The 18826-nt window shown below is 69.8% G+C and carries 14 protein-coding genes and 3 pseudogenes; 13 read left to right on the top strand and 4 right to left on the bottom strand.

What is annotated here, in order from left to right; all coding sequences use genetic code 11:
• Nucleotides 1-180: 180 nt before the first annotated feature.
• A complete protein-coding gene (locus ACFU6I_RS19085) occupies nt 181-2364 on the top strand; it encodes a S8 family serine peptidase (RefSeq protein WP_384367841.1) in 2184 nt (727 codons plus the stop codon).
• A gap of 610 nt (nt 2365-2974) precedes the next feature.
• Nucleotides 2975-3166 (top strand): annotated as a pseudogene (locus ACFU6I_RS19080) (transposase); the annotation flags it as partial.
• A gap of 27 nt (nt 3167-3193) precedes the next feature.
• Here ACFU6I_RS19080 and ACFU6I_RS19075 read toward each other — a convergent pair.
• Entirely contained in the window at nt 3194-3850 is a 657-nt protein-coding gene (locus ACFU6I_RS19075; RefSeq protein WP_384367838.1) for a TetR/AcrR family transcriptional regulator, read from the bottom strand.
• 176 nt (nt 3851-4026) lie between these two features.
• On the opposite strand from ACFU6I_RS19075, the gene ACFU6I_RS19070 reads away from it, so the two are divergent.
• The 3 genes from ACFU6I_RS19070 to ACFU6I_RS19060 are packed head-to-tail and all read left to right on the top strand — an operon-like array spanning nt 4027 to nt 7378.
• Complete coding sequence (locus ACFU6I_RS19070) at nt 4027-5571, top strand: FAD-dependent monooxygenase (RefSeq protein ID WP_384367835.1); 1545 nt, start codon at nt 4027-4029, stop codon at nt 5569-5571.
• Between the two features lie 26 nt (nt 5572-5597).
• Nucleotides 5598-6530 (top strand): VOC family protein, encoded by a 933-nt coding sequence (locus ACFU6I_RS19065; RefSeq protein ID WP_384367832.1) that lies wholly within the window; start codon nt 5598-5600, stop codon nt 6528-6530.
• Entirely contained in the window at nt 6530-7378 is an 849-nt protein-coding gene (locus ACFU6I_RS19060) for an alpha/beta fold hydrolase (RefSeq protein ID WP_384367829.1), read from the top strand. Before ACFU6I_RS19065 ends, ACFU6I_RS19060 begins: the two co-directional genes overlap by 1 nt.
• Nucleotides 7379-7492: 114 nt before the next feature.
• Here the strand turns inward: ACFU6I_RS19060 and ACFU6I_RS19055 are convergent.
• A pseudogene (locus tag ACFU6I_RS19055) lies at nt 7493-7786 on the bottom strand (IclR family transcriptional regulator C-terminal domain-containing protein); the annotation flags it as partial.
• Nucleotides 7787-7913: 127 nt separating this feature from the next.
• On the opposite strand from ACFU6I_RS19055, the gene ACFU6I_RS19050 reads away from it, so the two are divergent.
• Genes ACFU6I_RS19050 through ACFU6I_RS19035 form a run of 4 tightly spaced genes read left to right on the top strand, consistent with a single transcriptional unit; the run spans nt 7914 to nt 11940 of the window.
• Nucleotides 7914-9074, top strand: coding sequence for a cupin domain-containing protein (locus ACFU6I_RS19050; RefSeq protein WP_384042955.1), 1161 nt, complete (start codon nt 7914-7916; stop codon nt 9072-9074).
• Nucleotides 9075-9076: 2 nt separating this feature from the next.
• Nucleotides 9077-9904 carry a fumarylacetoacetate hydrolase family protein gene (locus ACFU6I_RS19045; RefSeq protein WP_384367826.1) on the top strand — a complete coding sequence of 276 codons (828 nt, stop codon included), beginning with the start codon at nt 9077-9079 and terminating at the stop codon, nt 9902-9904.
• Complete coding sequence (locus tag ACFU6I_RS19040) at nt 9901-10620, top strand: maleylpyruvate isomerase family mycothiol-dependent enzyme (protein WP_384367823.1); 720 nt, start codon at nt 9901-9903, stop codon at nt 10618-10620. The genes ACFU6I_RS19045 and ACFU6I_RS19040 overlap by 4 nt, the downstream gene beginning before the upstream one ends.
• 36 nt (nt 10621-10656) lie before the next feature.
• Nucleotides 10657-11940, top strand: a complete 1284-nt coding sequence (locus ACFU6I_RS19035; RefSeq protein WP_384367820.1) for an FAD-dependent oxidoreductase — start codon at nt 10657-10659, stop codon at nt 11938-11940.
• A 67-nt stretch (nt 11941-12007) separates the two neighbouring features.
• Here the strand turns inward: ACFU6I_RS19035 and ACFU6I_RS19030 are convergent, their stop codons facing one another.
• Nucleotides 12008-12757, bottom strand: coding sequence for an IclR family transcriptional regulator (locus ACFU6I_RS19030; RefSeq protein WP_384367817.1), 750 nt, complete (start codon nt 12755-12757; stop codon nt 12008-12010).
• A 71-nt stretch (nt 12758-12828) separates the two neighbouring features.
• On the opposite strand from ACFU6I_RS19030, the gene ACFU6I_RS19025 reads away from it, so the two are divergent.
• The 3 genes from ACFU6I_RS19025 to dmpG are packed head-to-tail and all read left to right on the top strand — an operon-like array spanning nt 12829 to nt 15614.
• On the top strand, nt 12829-13635 hold the full coding sequence (locus ACFU6I_RS19025) for a 2-keto-4-pentenoate hydratase (RefSeq protein WP_384367813.1): 807 nt from the start codon (nt 12829-12831) through the stop codon (nt 13633-13635).
• Nucleotides 13636-13644: 9 nt separating this feature from the next.
• Nucleotides 13645-14607: an acetaldehyde dehydrogenase (acetylating) gene (locus tag ACFU6I_RS19020; RefSeq protein WP_384367810.1), complete on the top strand. Its 963-nt coding sequence runs from the start codon at nt 13645-13647 to the stop codon at nt 14605-14607.
• Nucleotides 14604-15614, top strand: coding sequence for a 4-hydroxy-2-oxovalerate aldolase (gene dmpG / locus ACFU6I_RS19015; protein ID WP_384367807.1), 1011 nt, complete (start codon nt 14604-14606; stop codon nt 15612-15614). Before ACFU6I_RS19020 ends, dmpG begins: the two co-directional genes overlap by 4 nt.
• 189 nt (nt 15615-15803) lie before the next feature.
• Here dmpG and ACFU6I_RS19010 read toward each other — a convergent pair.
• Nucleotides 15804-16197, bottom strand: a pseudogene (locus tag ACFU6I_RS19010) (IS5/IS1182 family transposase); the annotation flags it as partial.
• Between the two features lie 310 nt (nt 16198-16507).
• Here ACFU6I_RS19010 and ACFU6I_RS19005 point away from each other — a divergent pair.
• Nucleotides 16508-18385 carry a CocE/NonD family hydrolase gene (locus ACFU6I_RS19005; protein ID WP_384367804.1) on the top strand — a complete coding sequence of 626 codons (1878 nt, stop codon included), beginning with the start codon at nt 16508-16510 and terminating at the stop codon, nt 18383-18385.
• Nucleotides 18386-18826 lie beyond the last annotated feature (441 nt).

Here is an 18826-nt window from a genome sequence, read left to right as displayed (position 1 = left end):
CACGTCCCCCAGCGCTGCCACGTCCCCAGCGTTGCCACGTCACGGATCGCCCGACCTCTGGTGCCTACTTCCAACGTAGATGGACAGCGCGGCCGCCGACACCTTGATCAGCTCCGGAAGGGAGGAATAGCATCCGGCGGAATTGATCTGGGAGGGGTCGGAGTGCCGAACAGAAAACGCGTGAAGCCGGCGCTGATCGCAGCGCTGATACCGATGGTGGTGCTCGGAGTCGCCGTGCAGCCGGCGATGGGGCAGGTGCCCGGGCCACCGCCGATCAAGACCTACGAGGGAGATCCCGGCCGGCTCGGCGACGCGGCGAGCTGGCGTACCCCTGAGTTCAACCGGGACGCCGGCCTGGTGTCGATGGGAGCCGAATTCGCCTATGCCGCGGGCTACTCCGGCACAGGGATGAACATCGGTGTCGTCGACTCGGGCGTCTTCGCCGGGCACGTCCGGGAGCACGGAAGCCTGGACACGAACTACGCGGTCGGGGACCGCTACTTCTCAGTGGAGGCCCAGGGCGGCCGCACGGGCCCCACGCCGGGGTTCTACAACCCGGCGTTCAACGACAGTCACGGCACCCACGTCAGCGGGACCATCGGTGCGAGCCGCGACGGTGTCGGCGAGACGCAACCGGCCGGGCCGGATGCCAACATGCACGGCGTCGCGTTCAACAGCAACGTGTACATGGGCAACACCGGCAAGAAGGACGGCGTGCTCTACGGCCTCCTGCCGGCGAACGCGACCGCCGCGCAGACGCCGGACGACGCCTACATCGGCAATGTCTACCGGGCCGTGAACTCCACCAGGACGGCGAACGGCGAGCCCATCAGGATCATCACCAGCAGTTGGGGTAGCCAGCCCAACACGGAAAACTACAACACGTACGACACGCCGCCCGGCAGCCCGGCGGGCTTCGGTCTGAACACGGCATGGCGCCTCTGGTCCACTCCGGACGGCGTCGTCGACGCGAACGGCAGCGCCGCCCGCTGGCTGAACGGTGCCATCGAGGCCGCGCGTACCGGCACGGTCATCCAGTTCACCGCCGGCAACAGCGGCTACGTGAACCCGTCGCCGCGAGGCGCCGCGCCGTACTTCATACCCGAGTTGGAGGGCAGCTGGTACACGACGTCGGGGATCAACCCCACCCAGGGGCGCACGTACAACCCCGACGGCTCCGTCCTGGTCCCCGGCCAGCAGACGTTCAACCAGTGCGGCGTCGCGAAGTGGTCCTGCGTGACGGCGCCGGCCAATGGCATCAACAGCACGACCGTGTCGGTCGTCAACGACGTCCCCGAGCCCCGTTACGGCAGTTCGTCGGGGACGTCGATGGCCGGCCCGCACTCGGCGGCCGCGCTGTCGTTGATCATGCAGCGCTTCCCGTACATGACCAACGAGCAGGCGCTCTACACGATGTTCACCACCGGCCGGCAGAACAACACGATCAGTGACGCGGCGGGCAAGGCCGTGCAGAACCCCACCGGCGGCCAGATCGTGCAGGTGCCGGACAGCCGCAACGGCTGGGGCACGGTCAGTCTGCGGGAGGCCATGAACGGCCCGGGCCAGTTCCTGGGGCCGTTCGTCGTCGACACACAGGGGCGCGACGACGTGTGGTCGAACGACATCTCGGACGTCGCGATCCGGGCCCGCCAGCAGGAGGACGCCGCCGAGGCGGCCGCCTGGACGGCGACCAAGGCCGACAAGGGCTGGACCGAAGGCCTGCCGGCCGACGCGAGCGACGCCGACAAGTCGGACTACGCCATCGGGGTCCGCCGTGAGCAGGCCCGCGAGGCCCGCGCCTACGAGGGCAGCCTCACGAAGCGTGGCGCCGGCACCCTGTTCCTCACCGGCAGCGAGACCTGGCACGGGACGAGCACCGTCCTCGACGGCAAACTGTCGGTCGTCGGCTCGCATGCGAGCGCTGTCGACGTGCGCGGCGGAACGCTCGGCGGCAGCGGCACCGTGGGTGACAGCATCAACGTCAGCCACGGCGTGCTGCGGCCCGGGCTCACGGCCGACGAGGCCGCGCAGACCACCGGCGTTTCCGGCGCCGAAGGCAATGTCCTGAACGTCGGCGGGAACGCGACCATCGGCAAGCAGGGTCGCGTTGCCGTCACGATCTCCGGCGACCGGGACTACACGAGCGTCCGGGCGGCGGGGAACCTGGTGCTGGACGGTGAGCTGGACCTGGACGTGCGGGGCCGGCTGACCCCGGGCACCGTGTTCACGATCATGAGCGGTAGCTCGATCAAGGGCGCCTTCCACGCACTCCCGGAGAACCGGGTCGTGAACGTGGGCGGTTATCTGTTCCGGGTGTCCTACAAGAACAACAGCATGACGCTGACCGTCATGCGCGCGGTGTAAGCCGCGCCCCGTTGGCTCAACTCGGCTCAGGGCCGCGGGTGGAGTCCGCTTCGCCTGTTCTGAGCACGGCGGGCCGGGAGGGGAAAGGTCGGACGAGCACGGCACATGTGGATCAGGAGGTGTCCAGGCTTCAAGATCCGCAAGGTTGCCGTGCTCGTCTCTTCATTCATGCCCACGCCGGGCACGCTGGTGGCACCGCTCCGGCTCATGCCCTCCTCCCCCCCGGCTCCGCCGCCGGGGCTGCTGGATGCGCTCGTGTGAGTGGTCGACCCGCGTGACCGGCGCGAACGGCGGTTCAAGCCCGCAACACTGCTGGCCGTCGACGTGTGCGTGATAACCGCAGCGGGCCACAACTCCCTTACCCGGTCTGCCCGTTCGTCCCGTTCCCGCGACGCCGTTGCCGCCACTGTCGCCGAACTTCCCGACCAACTGCGCCGGTCGCTGACTAAGGGCTGTCCCGTAATCCCTGGCGGGCGCACGACGCCGGCTACGGCACCTCGCTGCGTTGTCGGAACACCCGAATAAATCCAGTATGAGGACGCTCCTCCGCCTTGCGATGCACCGCATCCGACGCCGCGCGCTGATCCACCAGGGATTACGGGAGAGCCCTTGGGACCGGGGCGCCGAGATGGCCGAACGCGCCCAACTCCGCATCGGCGCCGGCCTGGAGATCTGTTTCGCCGGCCCGCACGGCCCCTGGCCACGCGGCACAAACGAGAACACCAACGGCCTGCTCCGCCAGTACTTCCCCCAAGGGACCGACCTGTCCCGATGGGGCGCGGACGATCTCCAGGCGGTCGCAGCGTCACAGGTGCGGGTCGCGGCCTCGTCAGTCGGCGGCGATGATCGCCTCGCCGAGCGCCGCAATGGAGTCGGCGAGCTGATCCATCCATGCCGAGACGGGCCTGCCGCCTTCGGACTGCATGGCGACGAACGCGCCGTCGTAGCCGGCCATTCCGAAGGGGGCGAGGGCCTCCGCGATCTTGTCGGCGGTCTCCTCGCCCGCGCTCTGGAAGGACGAGCGGATCATGTGCGCCATGTAGACGCGCCCCTCGTCGCGGACCGCGATCACGGTCTGCAGGGCCTCGGGCGCCTCTGCCGCCTCGCGGCTCATCACCAGCACGAGCAGCAGGCGCAGGAACTCCTCGCCGTTCTCCATGACGTTGCCGGTCCGGCGCAGATACCAGCGGAGCCGCTCGTGGGGGGTGCCGTCCTCCGGAGGGTTGCGATGGGCTTCGCGCATGGCGTCGAAGAAGCCGTGCGCGCCCTGTTCCATGACGGCCGAGAGCAGTCCCGCCTTGGATTCGAAATGATGGTAGAAGGCGCTCTTCGGCAGGCCGGTCTCTTTGGCGAGCGCCGACATCGGCGTTCCGGCGTAGCCGCGGACGGACATCACGCGGGCGGCCGCGTCAAGGATCTCCTGCCGTGACCGGCGGCCGCGGCGGTTGGTGCGTGTCTCCGGCGCGGGCGGCTCGATCTTCTCCACCTTCCGGAGTCTAGGCGACGCCAGGGCGCGCTTCCCACCAGGGCCGGGGCTCGCCAGTGCGGGAAATCCCTGCCCGGAATCTCTTGACGGGCTGTGGAGGGGCGCTGTTACCTTCGAATTGTACCGACCGATCGGTCCAAAATTTTCCCTCTTTGCGTTCACCACGGAGCCTGCGCATGACCAAGAGATACGACGCGGATGTCGCGATTGTCGGCTATGGCCCGACCGGTGTGATCGCCGCACTCACCCTCGCCAGATACGGCATCTCCGCCGTTGCGTTCGAACGGGACCGGGACATCTACTCCCGGGCGCGCGCCGTGACGGTCAACGACTGGACGATGCGGATCTTCCAGGACCTCGGCATCGACGAGCGGATCGACAAGGTGATCGACCCGCAGCGCGCCCTGCGCTGGATGACCTACGACCGCACGGAGATCATGCGGATCGAGCACCTGCCGTCCACCCTGGGCCGCACTCCGCGCTTCTACAACATCTACCAGCCGACGATGGAGGCCGAGCTGCGCGCGGCCGTCCAGGAGCGGTACGACGACCTGGTCACCGTCCACTACGGCGACGAGGTCACCGGCATCGAGCAGGACGCCGACGGCGTCACCGTCACCTCGACCGCCGACGGCACGACCCGTACCACCCGCGCCCGTTACGCGATCGGCGCCGACGGCGGCAGCAGCGCCACCCGCGGCCGGATCGGCTGCAAGCTGCTGGGCGACACCGACGACGTCACCTGGGTGGTCGTCGACTGCCACGTCAAGCGCTGGTGGCCCGATCGGGACTTCCTGACCTTCTGGTCCGACAAGGAGCGCCCGGTCGTCGACATCGCCCTGTCCGCGGGCAACCACCGGTGGGAGATCCCGCTCAAGCCCGACGAGACCCCGGCGGACTATCCGACGAGCGCCGAGATATGGCCTCTGCTCAAGGCGCTCGGCGTATCCGAGGACGATGTCGAGATCCACCAGCACGCCTTCTACCAGCACCACGTCCGGATGGCCGACACGTTCCGCCAGGGGCGGGTGTTCCTGGCCGGTGACGCGGCGCACCTGATGCCGCCGTGGGCCGGTGCCGGCATGCAGACCGGTATGCGCGACGCTCACAACCTGGGCTGGAAACTCGCCCGTGTGCTCAAGGGCGAGCTGCCCGAAAGCTGGCTGGACACCTACGAGGCGGAGCGGCGCCCCAACGCCGCCTTCTACACCGGCCTCGCTGTCGGCCTCGGCCGGGTGATCAAGCAAGAGGTCTCCGAGGAGGAGCAGGCCGCGATGAACGCGGTGCCCGAGAGCACGGTCACCCCGTTCGAGCCGCCGCTCACCGCCCCGCCGGTACTGGCGGGCGGCTGGATCCGCGGCGAGACCGGTGACGCCAGCGTCATCGGCCGCATGATCCCGCAGCCGATCACCGGTGACACCGCCGGCCGTATGGCCCGCCTGGACGATCACCTCGGCCGGCACTTCGTGCTGCTCGGCGACCAGGTCGACCCAGCGACCCTGCTGTCGGCGGAGGAGAAGGCCGGCTGGGACGGGCTCGGGGCCCACTACCGCGCGGTGCGCCCGAAGACCTCGCATACCGAGGGGCCGGACGAGCTGGTCGACCTGGACGAGGTCGTCCTCCCCTGGATGCGCCGGTACGGCGCCCGTGTCATCGCGGTCCGTCCGGACAGGTTCGTCGCCGCCGCCGATACCCACGGCCTTGCCGTGCCCACCGTCTGATCGATCCTGCGAAGAAGGAGAAGGACTTGTCTGGTGTCAAGGAACTCGGATACGTCGTCTACGAGGTGAGCAGCCTCGCCGACTGGGAGCACTTCGGTGTCACCCTGCTCGGCATGCAGCTCGGCGAGAAGACCGGGAACGGCTTCACGCTGCGTACCGACGAGAAGGCCCACCGCTGGGTCATCAGCGAGGGCCCGGCCGACGACCTGGTGGCCACCGGTTACGAGGTCGAGGGCGCGGACGCGCTCGACACCCTGGTCGAGAAGCTGCGTGCGGCCGACGTCGAGGTCACCGAGGGCGACGAGGCGCTCGCCGCCGCCCGCAAGGTGGACCGGATCTTCATCACCGCCGACCCGATGGGCAACCGGGTCGAGCTGGTCAACGGCCTGGCCGATGCCGCCACGCCGTTCGAGTCCGCTTCGCTGCTCGGCGGCTTCGTGACCGGCGCCGGCGGCGCGGGCCACCAGGTCCTGCTGGCCCACGGCGTCTCCCGGGAGACCTACCTGGGCTTCTACCTCGACCTGCTCGGCTTCAAGATCAGCGACATGATCGTCGAGGAGCTCGCCCCGGGCATCGTCGCCGACCTGATCTTCCTGCACTGCAACGGCCGCCACCACACCGTCGCCTTCGGCGACCTTCCGTCGCCGAAGAAGACCCACCACTTCATGGTCGAGGTCACCGACATCCGCGACGTCGGCCTGGCCTACGACCGGTGCATGGACGCCAAGCAGCCGTTCGAGATGACGCTCGGCATGCACCCGAATGACCACATGTTCAGCTTCTACGTCTTCACGCCGTCCGGTTTCAGCATCGAGTACGGCTGGGGCGGGCTGATCATCGACGACGAGACCTGGGAGGTGAAGACGCTCGACCGGCTGCACAGCTGGGGCCACCGTCCCCCGGGCGTCGTCGCCGGACTGCTCGCCGCCGCACCGAACCCGATGGAAGAGAACCACTGATGACCCTCAACCCGCAGGACATCGCCCGCACCGTCGAGACCGCCGACTGGAAGCTCCGCTACTACGAGGCGGGCACCGGCCACCCGGTCATCCTGCTGCACGGCAGCGGCCCCGGCGCCACCGGCTGGAGCAACTTCTCCGGCAACATCGAGGCCCTGGCCGAGCACTTCCACGTGTACGCGGTCGACATGCCCGGCTGGGGCGAGTCGGACGCCGCCACGGTCGACCGTCTCGACCACGTCGAGGCCGCGATCCAGTTCATGGACGCCCTCGACATCGACAAGGCTGCCTTCGTCGGCAACTCGATGGGCGGCCAGACCTCGCTCCGCCTCGCCACCGAGCACCCCGAGCGGATATCCCACCTGGTCACCATGGGCCCGCCGGTCGGCATGCGGCTGGCGACGCTCTTCGGCGCCGGTGACGGCCCGTCCGAGGGCCTCAAGGTCCTGATCGAGACCTACCGCGACGCCGGCCCGGAGAACATGCGCCGGCTCGTCGAGATCATGGTCTTCGACAAGGCCCGGTTCGCCACCCCCGAACTGTGCCAAGCCCGTTCGGACGCCGCGCTCGCCCGCCCGGAGCACCTGCGCAACTACGTCGATGGCATGCCCCAGGGCGCCCCGCTGCCCAAGTGGGTCAAGCCGGAGCTGCTGCCGACGATCCAGGTGCCGACCCTGCTGATCCACGGTCGCGACGACCGCGTCGTCTCCTACGAGACCTCGCTGTTCCTGCTGGCGAACATCCCGGACAGCCGCCTGGTGGTGCTCAACCACTGCGGCCACTGGGCGATGATCGAGCACGCAGACGAGTTCAACCGGCTGGTCACCGACTTCGTCGCCAACAACTGAGCCACGGGCCGACCTGCCGGGAGGGCCTGTACGACACCGCCGCGTCGGCGGCGCCGTACAGGCCCTCCCCGTCTGTCGGCGGCCCTCCTCGGCGAGGTCCTGCTCCAGGGCGTGCGCCGCCGCGTTCGGGGTGGCGACCAGGGACAGGAGGCGGTGCGGGTCGTAGCGCACGCCGGGCAGCGACACCGACAGACCGGCCGGCGCGGCGCCGGCCCGGTCACGCACCGGTACGCCGAGTGCGACCGGACCGCGTTCGGACCGCCTCTTGTCGAAGGCGAATCCGTTGCGCTGCAGCCGCCGCAGCTCATCCCGCGGCTGGTCGGGCTCCGGGCGCTCGGCCGGACGCTCCCGGTACCGCTCGGTCGCGTACACCTCGTCCAGCTCCTCGTCGGAGAGGCCGGCGAGCAGCAGCAGGCCACGGCGATGGGATGGGGCGGCGGGGTCCTGAGCGGCTTGTCCATGGCGCGGTGCCGGAATGGTTCTGCTATGCAGAATCTATATGTTCTTCAAAGAGAAACGGCGCACGCTGTGGCTTGTGACTCACTCTTCCCTCGCCCATGACATCGCCTCGGGCTCCCCGGTGCGGCTGCAGGCCGTCGCCGCGGAGGGGCAGCCCGAGGTCACCCCGGCTCTCGAAGAGCTGTACCGGGGCTTCGAGAACGAGCTGCTCGTCCCGCTGTGGACCGAGATCGGCGACCTCATGCCGGCCCACCCGCGCTCGCGCGCCGTACCGCACATGTGGCGCTGGCAGCGGCTGCGCGAGCTGGCCGCCCAGGCCGGCGACATCGTCCCGGTCGGCCGCGGCGGCGAGCGCCGCGCCATCGCGCTGGCCAACCCGTCCCTCGGCGGACGGCCCTTCGCAACCCCCACGCTGTGGGCGGCCATCCAGTACCTGATGCCGGGTGAGGACGCCCCCGAGCACCGCCACACCCAGCACGCCTTCCGGTTCGTCGTCGAGGGCTCGGGCGTGTGGACGGTCGTCGGCGGCGACCCCGTGCCGATGAACCGCGGCGACTTCCTCCCGCAGGCCGGATGGAACTGGCACGCGCACCACAACGCCACCTCCGAGCCGATGGCCTGGATCGACGGACTGGACATCCCCCTCCAGTACGTCACCGAGGCGCAGTTCTTCGAGTTCGGCCGCGACGAGATCAGTGACGCCGAGCGGATCACGCCGGAGCGGTCGCGCTCCGAGCGCCTGTGGGGCCACCCCGGCCTGCGCCCGCTGTCGGCCGCCCCGGCCACCCCGGGCAGCCCGCTGCTCTCCTACAAGTGGGAGTACACCGACGCCGCCCTGCGCGACCAACTGCTGCTGGAGAAGGAGGGCTACGGCGGCACGGTCGAGCCCGGCCACGCCGCGGTGCGCTACGCCAACCCGCACGACGGCTCCGACGTGCTGCCGACCATCCGCGCAGAGTTCCACCGTGTCGCCCGCGGCGCCGAGACCGCGCCCGTGCGCGAGACCGGCTCCTCCGTCTACCAGGTCTTCGACGGTTCCGGTGTCGTGACCGTCGGGGAGAAGTCCTGGACGGTCAGCCGCGGCGACCTGTTCGTCGTCCCGTCCTGGGAACCCTTCTCCGCCAGGTCCGAGGCCGGCGGGACCGACTCGGACTCCGGCGCCCTCGACCTCTTCCGCTTCTCCGACGCGCCCGTCTTCGAGGCGCTTCAGCTCAACCGCACCCAGAAGGACGCCTGACCATGAAGCTCGCCACCATCCGCACCACCGACGGCACCCGGGCGGTCCGCCTCGACGGCGACGTCCACGTCGACCTCGGTTGCACCGACCTGGGTGAACTGTTCGCCGAGGCCGACTGGCAGGCCAAGGCCGCCGCCGCCTCCGGCACCACCTACCCGGTCGAGGGCGCGGACTTCGCGCCGGTCGTCCCGAACCCGTCCAAGGTCGTCTGCGTCGGCCACAACTACACCAACCACATCAAGGAGATGGGGCGGGACCTCCCCAACTACCCGACTCTCTTCCCGAAGTTCGCCGACACCCTCATCGGCGCGAACGACGACATCGTCAAGCCGGCCGAGACCGACGCGTTCGACTGGGAGGTCGAGCTGGCCGTCGTGGTCGGCAAGCAGGTCCGCCGCGCCGACGAGCAGCAGGCCACCGACGCCATCGCCGGCTTCACCGTCATGAACGACATCTCGGTGCGCGACTGGCAGTTCCGCACCATCGAATGGACCCAGGGCAAGATCTGGGAGGCGACCACCCCGGTCGGCCCGTACGTCGTCACCCCCGACGAGGTCGGCGGCGTCCGCCCCGCACTGAAGGTCAAGACGGTCGTCGACGGCCAGGTCATGCAGCAGGACGACACCGGCACGCTGCTGTTCGACCCGGTCTTCCTGTTGCAGTACATCTCCACCGTCATCACTCTGCGTCCGGGCGACATCATCGCCACCGGCACCCCGGCCGGCGTCGGCAACGCCCGCGACCCCAAGGTCTTCCTGCTCCCCGGCCAGAACGTGGTCACCGAGATCACCGGCCTCGGCGCCTGCACCAACAAGGTCGTCGCAGCGTGACGAACGGCACCCGCACCTTCGCCGACGCCCGCCGCTGGGCCCTGATCGGCGCCGAGCTGACCTTCGACGCCGTCGCCGGACTCGACGACGCCGGGTACGCCGCGCCCAGCACCCTGCCCGGCTGGAGCCGCGCCCACATCGCCGCGCACGTCGCTGCCAACGCCGAGGCCCTGTCCAACCTGGTCCACTGGGCCGCCACAGGCGAACCCACCCCGATGTACGCCTCGCCCGAGGAACGCGCCGCCGGCATCGAACGCGGCCGCGCCCTGCCGTCCGACCGGCTGACCGCCTGGCTGCGCCGCTCGGCGGACGCGCTGGAGGCGCGGATGGACCAGCTCACCGACGAGCAGTGGCGGCACGAGGTCGTCACTGCCCAGGGCCGTACCGTCCCCGCCACCGAACTGCCCTGGATGCGTTCCCGCGAAGTGTGCGTCCACGCCGTCGACCTGGCGACCGGCGTCTCCTTCGCCCATCTGCCGGCCGATTTCCTCGCCGCCCTGTGCGAGGACGTCGCAGCCAAGCGCGCCGCGGCCCCCGGCCCGGCCGTGATCCTGCGGGCCCCGGCCGTCGGCGCCGACTGGGAGCTGCCGGGCGACGGCGAGCCAGTCCCGGTCACCGGCGAACTGCACGACATTGCGGCCTACCTCACCGGACGCGACGCCGACCTGCGCGCCGCGGACGGCACCCGCGCCCCCGCGCTGGGCGCCTGGCTCTGAACCCGGGGCCCGCCCCGCTCACGCAAGGAACAGCACATGAACCCTGAACCCACGCCTGCCGGACAGCCCGACGTCCTGGTGGTCGGCGGAGGCATCGGCGGCCTCAGCACCGCCTACGCCCTGTCACACCAGGGACTGCGGGTACGCGTTCTCGAACAGGCCCCGGAGTACGGCGAGGTCGGCGCCGGCCTGCAGATCGCCCCCAACTGCACCCGCATCCTTGCCGAGTACGGCCTGCTGGACGAGGCGAAGTCGCTGGGCGTCGTCCCGGAGAACATGGTGATGCGGGACGCGCTCGACTCCCAGGTGCTGACCCGGCTCGACCTGCGCGACCTCGAACGCCGCTACGGCTTTCCGTACATGGTCATCCACCGCAGCGACCTGCACGGCATCTTCCTGCGCGCCTGCCGACGCGCCGGTGTCGAGCTGCTGAACGACCAGGTCGTCGTCGGCTACGAGAACACTGAGGGCGGCGCCCGAGTCCTCCTGAAGGACGGACGGGTCGAGTCCGCCCCGCTGGTCATCGCGGCCGACGGACTGCGCTCCGTGGCCCGCCGCCAGTTGATCGGCGACGACGTGGTCAGCTCCTCCTACGTCGCCTACCGCGCGGCCGTCCCGATCGAGCAGGTCAAGGACAACGGCATCGCGGAGAGCGACGTCACCGTCTACGTCGGCCCGCACCGCCACTTCGTCCAGTACGCCCTGCGCGGCGGCGACATGTTCAACCAGGTCGCCGTGTTCGAGTCGCCCAAGGCCCTGGCCGGCGAGGAGGACTGGGGCACCCCCGACGAGCTGGACGCGGCCTTCGTGGGCAGTTGTGACACCGTCATCAAGGGCATCCCGCTGATGTGGCGGGACCGTTGGTGGCGCATGTTCGACCGCGACCCGATCGAGACCTGGGTGCACGGCCGGATCGCCCTGCTCGGCGACGCCGCGCACCCGCCGCTCCAGTACATGGCGCAGGGCGCGATCATGGCGATCGAGGACGGCTGGGTCCTCGCCCAGCACTACGCCCGGCTGGCCGAGGCCGCCCCGGCGGGCACCGAGCCGGACTGGGACGGTGCGCTGGCCGCGTACGAGGCGGTCCGGGTGGAGCACTGCCGGCGGGTGCAGACGACGGCCCGCGCCTGGGGCGAGCTGTGGCACCTCGACGGCGAGCCTCGGCTCCAGCGCAACGCGATCATGCGGGCTCGGGACACCGACGACTACTCCTTCACCGACTGGGTGTACGGTCCGACCGCGCTGACCCCGGACGAGGAACCCGAGATGTTCACGCCGATCCCGCTCTCCTCGGCGGCCGTCGAGGACCGGGCGGCCTGACCACCCGCACGCCCCGCACCGTGGCCGGGTGTGACGCGAAGTGCGTCGCACCCGGCCACGGCCGGTTTCAGGGGCGCCGGCGGGCGAGGGTGGAGCCCAGGGTCGCGGCCGCGGCGCGTACGGCGTTCGCGTGGGACTCGGGGCGGAAGCGTCCGACCGGGCCGGTCACGCTGATCGCGGCGACCGCGGTCAGACCGTCGGCTGCGAGGACCGGCGCGGCGACGCAGAGCAGGCCCGGTGTCGACTCCTCGCGCTCGTAGGCGACACCTGTCTCGACCGCCTTCACGAGCTGTCGGCGCAGCAGGCCGGGGGCGATCACGGTGTGCGGCGTGCGGCGTTCGAGCGGGGCTCTCAGCACGGCGGCCTGCTCGTCCTCCCCGGCGTAGGCAAGCAGCACCTTGCCGATCGCCGTGCAGTGCATCGGCATCCGCCCACCGGTGCGCGAGGGCGCCTTGGCCTGGCGGTGTCCGCCGATCTTGGCCACGTAGACGACCTCATGCCCCTCGCGCACACCGAGGTGCACCGTCTCGTGGGTGCGTTCGTAGAGATCCTGCAGAAACGGCATGGCCAGCTCCAACAGGGTGCGTTCGGTTGCCGCGCGCAGACCGAGCTCGAAGAGGCCCCCGGAGAGCCGGTAGCCGTGGTCGGTCTTGTCGAGCAGCCGGTGATGGACCAGGTCCCCCGCGACGCGGTGGACAGTGCCCTTCGCCAGACCGGTACGCCGCACCAGCTCGGCGAGCGGCAGCACGGAGTCGGCCGGGCCGAACGCGCGCAGGATCGCCAGTGCCTTGCCCAGGACGGTGTCGCTGTCCTCCATGGAAAAGAGCGTACCGCTGAGTGGAACGCGGACGTGGAGTTCTCCGTGCCCCATGCCGCAGATTGGACGACATGCCCCAGAACCACCCCACTGTCGGTACCGACAGCATCGCCGCCGCAGCGGCCCGGCTCCGTGACGCCGCTGCCACCGGCACCCCCGCCGCCCCCGTGCGCGACCTGATCGGCCGCGACGACGTCGAGACCGCGTACGCCGTGCAGGAGCGGCTCACCGCCGAGCGGATCGAGGCCGGTGCCACGGTCGTCGGCCGGAAGATCGGCCTCACCTCCGCGGCCGTGCAGCAGCAACTCGGCGTCGACCAGCCCGACTTCGGCTTCCTCTTCGACGACATGGAGTACGCCGACGGCTCGGTCGTGCCGGTCGACGCGATCCTCCAGCCGCGGGTCGAGGCCGAGATCGCCTTCGTGCTGGGGGCCGACCTCGCCGAGGGACCGCTCGACGACGCCCAGGTGCGCGAAGCCATCGACCATGCCGTCGCCGCGATCGAGATCTGCGGCAGCCGGGTGGCCGACTGGGACATCAGCTTCGGTGACACGGTCGCCGACAACGCCTCGGCCGGCGGCTACGTCCTCGGCACGCAGCGCGTCCCGCTCACCGGTTTCGACCCCGTGGCGGCCGAGATGGCCATGACCGTCGACGGCGAGACCGTTTCCACCGGCAGCGGCGCCGCCTGCCTCGGCGACCCGGTCAACGCCGTCGTCTGGCTCGCCCGCCAGGCCCGCGAACTGGGCGAGCCGCTCCGCGCCGGCCAGGTCATCCTCTCCGGTGCCCTCGGCCCGATGCGTCCCGTGACGCCGGGCGCTGCCGTTCATGCCACTGTCACCGGCCTCGGCACGGTGTCGGTCACCTTCTCTGCGTAAGGAACGACGATGAGCAAGACCAAGGTCGCCATCATCGGGTCGGGCAACATCGGAACCGACCTGATGATCAAGATCATGCGCAATGCGCAGCACCTCGAAATGGGGGTCATGGTCGGTATCGACCCCGCCTCCGACGGTCTGGCCCGCGCCGCGCGCCTCGGGTTCGAGACCACCCCCGAGGGAGTGGAGGGGCTGCTGAAGTCGCCGCAGATCGACGAGATCGGCATCGTCTTCGACGCCACCTCGGCCGGTGCGCACAAGCACAACGACGAGAAGCTGCGCCCGCTCGGCATCCGCATGATCGACCTGACGCCGGCCGCGATCGGTCCGTACGTCATCCCGGCGGTCAATCTCGAGGAGCACCTCGACGCGCCGAACGTCAACATGGTCACCTGCGGTGGCCAGGCGACGATCCCGGTCGTGGCCTCGATCAGCCGGGTCGTCCCGGTGGCGTACGCGGAGATCATTGCCTCGATCGCCTCCAAGTCGGCCGGCCCCGGTACCCGGGCCAACATCGACGAGTTCACCGAGACGACCTCCTCGGCGATCGTGCAGGTCGGGGGCGCCCAACGGGGCAAGGCGATCATCATCCTCAACCCGGCCGAGCCGCCGCTGATGATGCGTGACACGGTCTTCGCGCTGGTCACCCTGCCCGAGGGCGAGGACGGCGAGACAGCGAAGGCGCAGATCACCGAGTCGGTCAGCAAGATGGTCGCCGAGGTCTCGGCGTACGTCCCGGGCTACCGGATGGTCCAGGACGTCCAGATCACCGAGGTCCCGGCCGGCCAGCCGGTCGAGACGCTGCTGGCCGAGGGCGCGACCGCACGGCCGACCCACCAGGTGTCGGTCTTCCTCAGGGTCGAGGGCGCGGGCATGTACCTCCCGGCGTATGCCGGAAACCTCGACATCATGACCTCGGCCGCGGTGCAGATGGCCGAGAAGATCGCCGCCGCGAAGGAGGCCAAGAAGTGAGCACCCCGATCTTTGTACAGGACGTCACCCTCCGCGACGGAATGCACGCCGTCCGGCACCGCATCACGCCCGACGACGTCAAGCGCATCGTCGTGGCCCTGGAGGAGGCCGGCGTCGACGCGATCGAGGTCGCGCACGGTGACGGCCTCGCCGGCGGCTCGCTCAACTACGGCCCGGGCTCGAACACCGACTGGGAGTGGATCGAGGCCGCCGCCTCGGTCCTGAAGAACGCCCGCCTCACCACTCTGCTACTGCCGGGTGTGGGAACCATCCACGAGCTGAGGCACGCCTACGACCTCGGCGTTCGCTCAGTGCGGGTGGCCACCCACTGCACCGAGGCCGACATCTCCGCGCAACACATCGCCGCCGCCCGTGAACTGGGCATGGACGTCTCCGGCTTCTTGATGCTCTCCCACATGGCCGAGCCGGAACAGCTCGCGAAGCAGGCCAAGTTGATGGAGTCCTATGGCGCCCAGTGCGTCTACGTCACCGACTCCGGCGGCCGGCTGACGATGAACGACGTCGCCGCCCGGGTGCGCGCCTACCGCGACGTCCTCGACCCGGCCACCGAGATCGGCATCCACGCCCACGAGAACCTCTCGCTGTCCGTCGCGAACTCGGTGGTCGCGGTCGAGAACGGCGTCTACCGCGTCGACGCCTCGCTCGCCGGACACGGTGCGGGCGCGGGGAACTGCCCGATCGAGGCGTTCGTCGCGGTTGCGAACCTGTCGGGCTTCAAGCACAACTGCGACCTGTTCAAGCTGCAGGACGCCGCGGACGACATCGTCCGGCCGCTGCAGGACCGACCGGTCCGGGTCGACCGCGAGACCCTCACGCTGGGCTACGCGGGTGTCTATTCCAGCTTCCTGCGGCACGCGGAGAGCGCCGCGCAGCGGTACGAAGTCGACGTGCGCGACATCCTGATGGAATGCGGCCGGCGACGACTGGTCGGCGGCCAGGAGGACATGATCGTCGACATCGCCCTCGGCCTGGCGGCCGGTCGCTGAGGTCTGCGACGGCCGGTCGGTTCACGGCCGGCTCCGTCGCCGTGAACCGACCGACCGGGAACGGGAGTCGACGCGCCGCAGGGAAACCTTCCCGGTGCCATGCACGGGGTCCGGACATCGGCATACCGCCCGACCACGAACTGCGCAGCCTGCTGGACACACCTCTCCCCGAAGGAGGGTGGAAGCAGCCTACGCGGGAAATTTGTAGCAGCCGAGGAAGGCGGCGAGTCCGAGAAAGCGGGGGGTCTCGCTCGTAGCGGGGGCTGAGGCGGGGGTAGCCGGACAGCCAGGACATGGTCCGCTCGACGACCCGTCTGAGGGCGTCCCAATCGCTCGCTCGACTCGATTCCTCTGCGGGCGATGCGGACTCCGATGCGCCTGCCGCGGCGCCAGTTGCGCAGGTCGGCCCGGGCACAGGCTTTGCCGGCGTGCAGGCGCTGGGGCTTGAAGTGGCGGCCGCGGTGGGGGCGTGTCCCGTGTGGTGACCCTCGACCATGGGCTTCGGCCCTTCGCTGTCGTGGACGTTGCCGGCCGAGACGCCGACGAGGAGGGGCAGTCTGTTCGCATCCGACAGGACGTGCATGTGTCGCTGTCAGGGTGATACCGGCGCCCGCAGCAGCCGACGCTCCCACCGTTTTCACACAACTGCTGCTAGCCAGAGACCGACTTGTACCCGTCACATCATTAACACAGTGCATACACAGCACCGTTGACGGGTTTCAGTGCTGACCTTAGGCTCGCTCACCATTGGTTCCGGCCCGGGTTCGCACAGACGGTCCCGTTCCTGGCGTGCGTGCGTGCGACCGTCCGTCGTCGCTGCGGCGATGGCGGGCTGGGGCTGCCGCTCCGCCGGAACCACTGCTCCACTCCGTACCGACGACTCTGGAGAGCTTGTGAACAGACGTCGCGCGCCCGGCTGGGCCGCCTCGGCACTCGTCACCACTCTGGCGCTGACCGGTGCACTCGCCGGCCCTGCCGTCGCGTCACCGACCGCCACCTCCGCTCGGACCCCGACCACCGCGGTCGCCACCGCGACCGACGGCATCACGCACGAGCAGAACGACCGTGTCCCGAAGGGCTCGGTCTGGACCCAGCACTACTTCCCTTCCTCGGACGGCTCCGGTACCGAACTGCACGGCGACCTGCTGATGCCCGAAGGCGTGTCCGCCGGGCAGAAGGTGCCGGTCATCCTCTCCATCGGCCCGTACTTCGGACACATGGGCCAGACGGGCCCCGAGGGCTGGACCCACACCGGTCCCTCGAACCGTTTCCAGGACTTCATCGAGGGCAGCGACCTCTTCTCCCACGGCTACGCGTTCCTCATGGTCGACCTGCGCGGCTTCGGCGGCTCGACCGGCTGCCTCGACTGGGGCGGTCCCGGTGAGCAGGCCGACGTGAAGGCCGCGATCGACTGGGCCGCGAGCCAACCGTGGTCGACCGGCGCGGTGGGCATGTACGGCAAGTCCTACGACGCCGTCACCGGCCTCATAGGCAACGGTCTGAAGCAGTCCGCGCTGAAGGCCGTCGTTGCCCAGGAGCCCCTCTGGGACATGTACCAGTACATCTACTCCAACGGTGTCCCCCGCCCGAATGTGACCGGAACCGCCAATGCCTACAACGGCATTGCCACGCTGGCCCCGCTGTCGGACGACGACGCGCGCTACCAGGCCAACGCCCGGTACGAGATCTCCCACCCCCAGTGCCTGACCGAGAACTCGGCCGGCTACCGGATTTCAGACCAGAACGACCCGTTCTGGACCTCCCGTGACCTGGCCAAGATGGCTCAGGGAACCAACACGCCGCTCTTCGTCACCCAGGGCTTCATCGAGAACAACACCAAGCCCGAGGAGATGCAGGAGTACCTCACCAACCACACCGGCCCGGAGCGCGGTTGGGTCGGACAGTGGGACCATGTGCGTGGTGGAGACCGGGTGAGGGACGGTCGCCTGGCCATGGGCCGCGAGGGCTGGTACGACGAGATGCTGTCCTTCTACGACCAGTACCTCAAGGGCGTTGAGCCCTCGGTCGGCTACCCGAAGTACTCCGTCGAGGACTCCACCGGTCACTGGCGGGCCCAGGACACCTGGCCGGTGGTGGAGCGCGACGTCACCCTCCCGCTCGGGAACGGCAGTTACCTCGACGACGGCGGTGCCTCCGCCCGCGCCACCTTGGCCGCAGCCGGTGCGCCGGTGCCCGAGGCGGTCCAGCCGTCGGGCAACTGGGACATGGAGAACGCCCCGGCGACCGAGCAGTCGGCGCCCAAGGGTCTGGCCAAGGGGATCGCCAAGAGGCAGCAGGCCGGTGAGGTCGGCTCCAGCTTCTTCGTCTGGTCGCAGCCGCTCACCCAGGACGTGCGGCTGACCGCCACGCCGAACATCTCGCTGACCGCGAAGGGCGAGGGCAACATCATGCTCAAGCTCTACGACGTCGGCCCGGACGGCAAGGCCGTGATGTTCGACGAGCAAGTCTCCCTGCTGAAGAAAGGCCGAATGAGCGTCGACCTCAAGGCGACCGACTGGACGCTGGCGGCCGGGCACGTCCTGGCCGTGGAGATCGGCTCGATCCAGACCGGGTCGTGGCGTGACACCCCGTCGGGCCAGACCATCGACGTCTCGGGCGCCGTGCTGAGGCTGTCCCTGGACGACCCGTCCGACGACGTGGCCACCCAGGGCGACCGCTCACCGTTCCTGGACACCTACCTGCGCCAGTACACCGTTAACCTGCCGGCCGGTCCGGCGTCCATCACCGTGACGCCCGGCGGCCACATCTGAGCCCACGTCCACAGGCCGGCGTCGGCGGCACGGCTCCCGGACTCGCTCCGGAGTGCCGTCCGACGCCGGCCCAGGCACCAGGTGTTGCCGAGTGCCGGCGCTTCTCATGGACATCGAAGACAGGGGTGGGTGGGGCCCCGCGGTCGGTCGTTGTCGATAGGGGAGATGGAGGAGAGGCTGTCGTGATGACCCGTCAAGTCGGCGGTCACGACGTTGGCGCCGAATCCGGAAAGTCCTCGCCCTGGATCCCTTGAGCGCGATTTCCCGCCGCAGCAGGTGTGATGGTGCAGAGCGGTGCATTTCCTGCGCTGGGAGCTCATGGGGGTGGCACTCCGGGTGGTTTCCCGGCCACTAGGGCGTGTGTCGGAAGTCCCGCCTGCCCCGCGACGCCTGGCACGCACGCTCGCTGCGTTGTCGGGGTCGTCCGAGTACGTCCAGTAC

The sequence above is a fragment of the Streptomyces sp. NPDC057486 genome (genome assembly GCF_042802415.1).
Lineage (GTDB): Bacteria > Actinomycetota > Actinomycetes > Streptomycetales > Streptomycetaceae > Streptomyces > Streptomyces yanii.
This window is presented reverse-complemented; position numbering and strand designations above follow the sequence as displayed.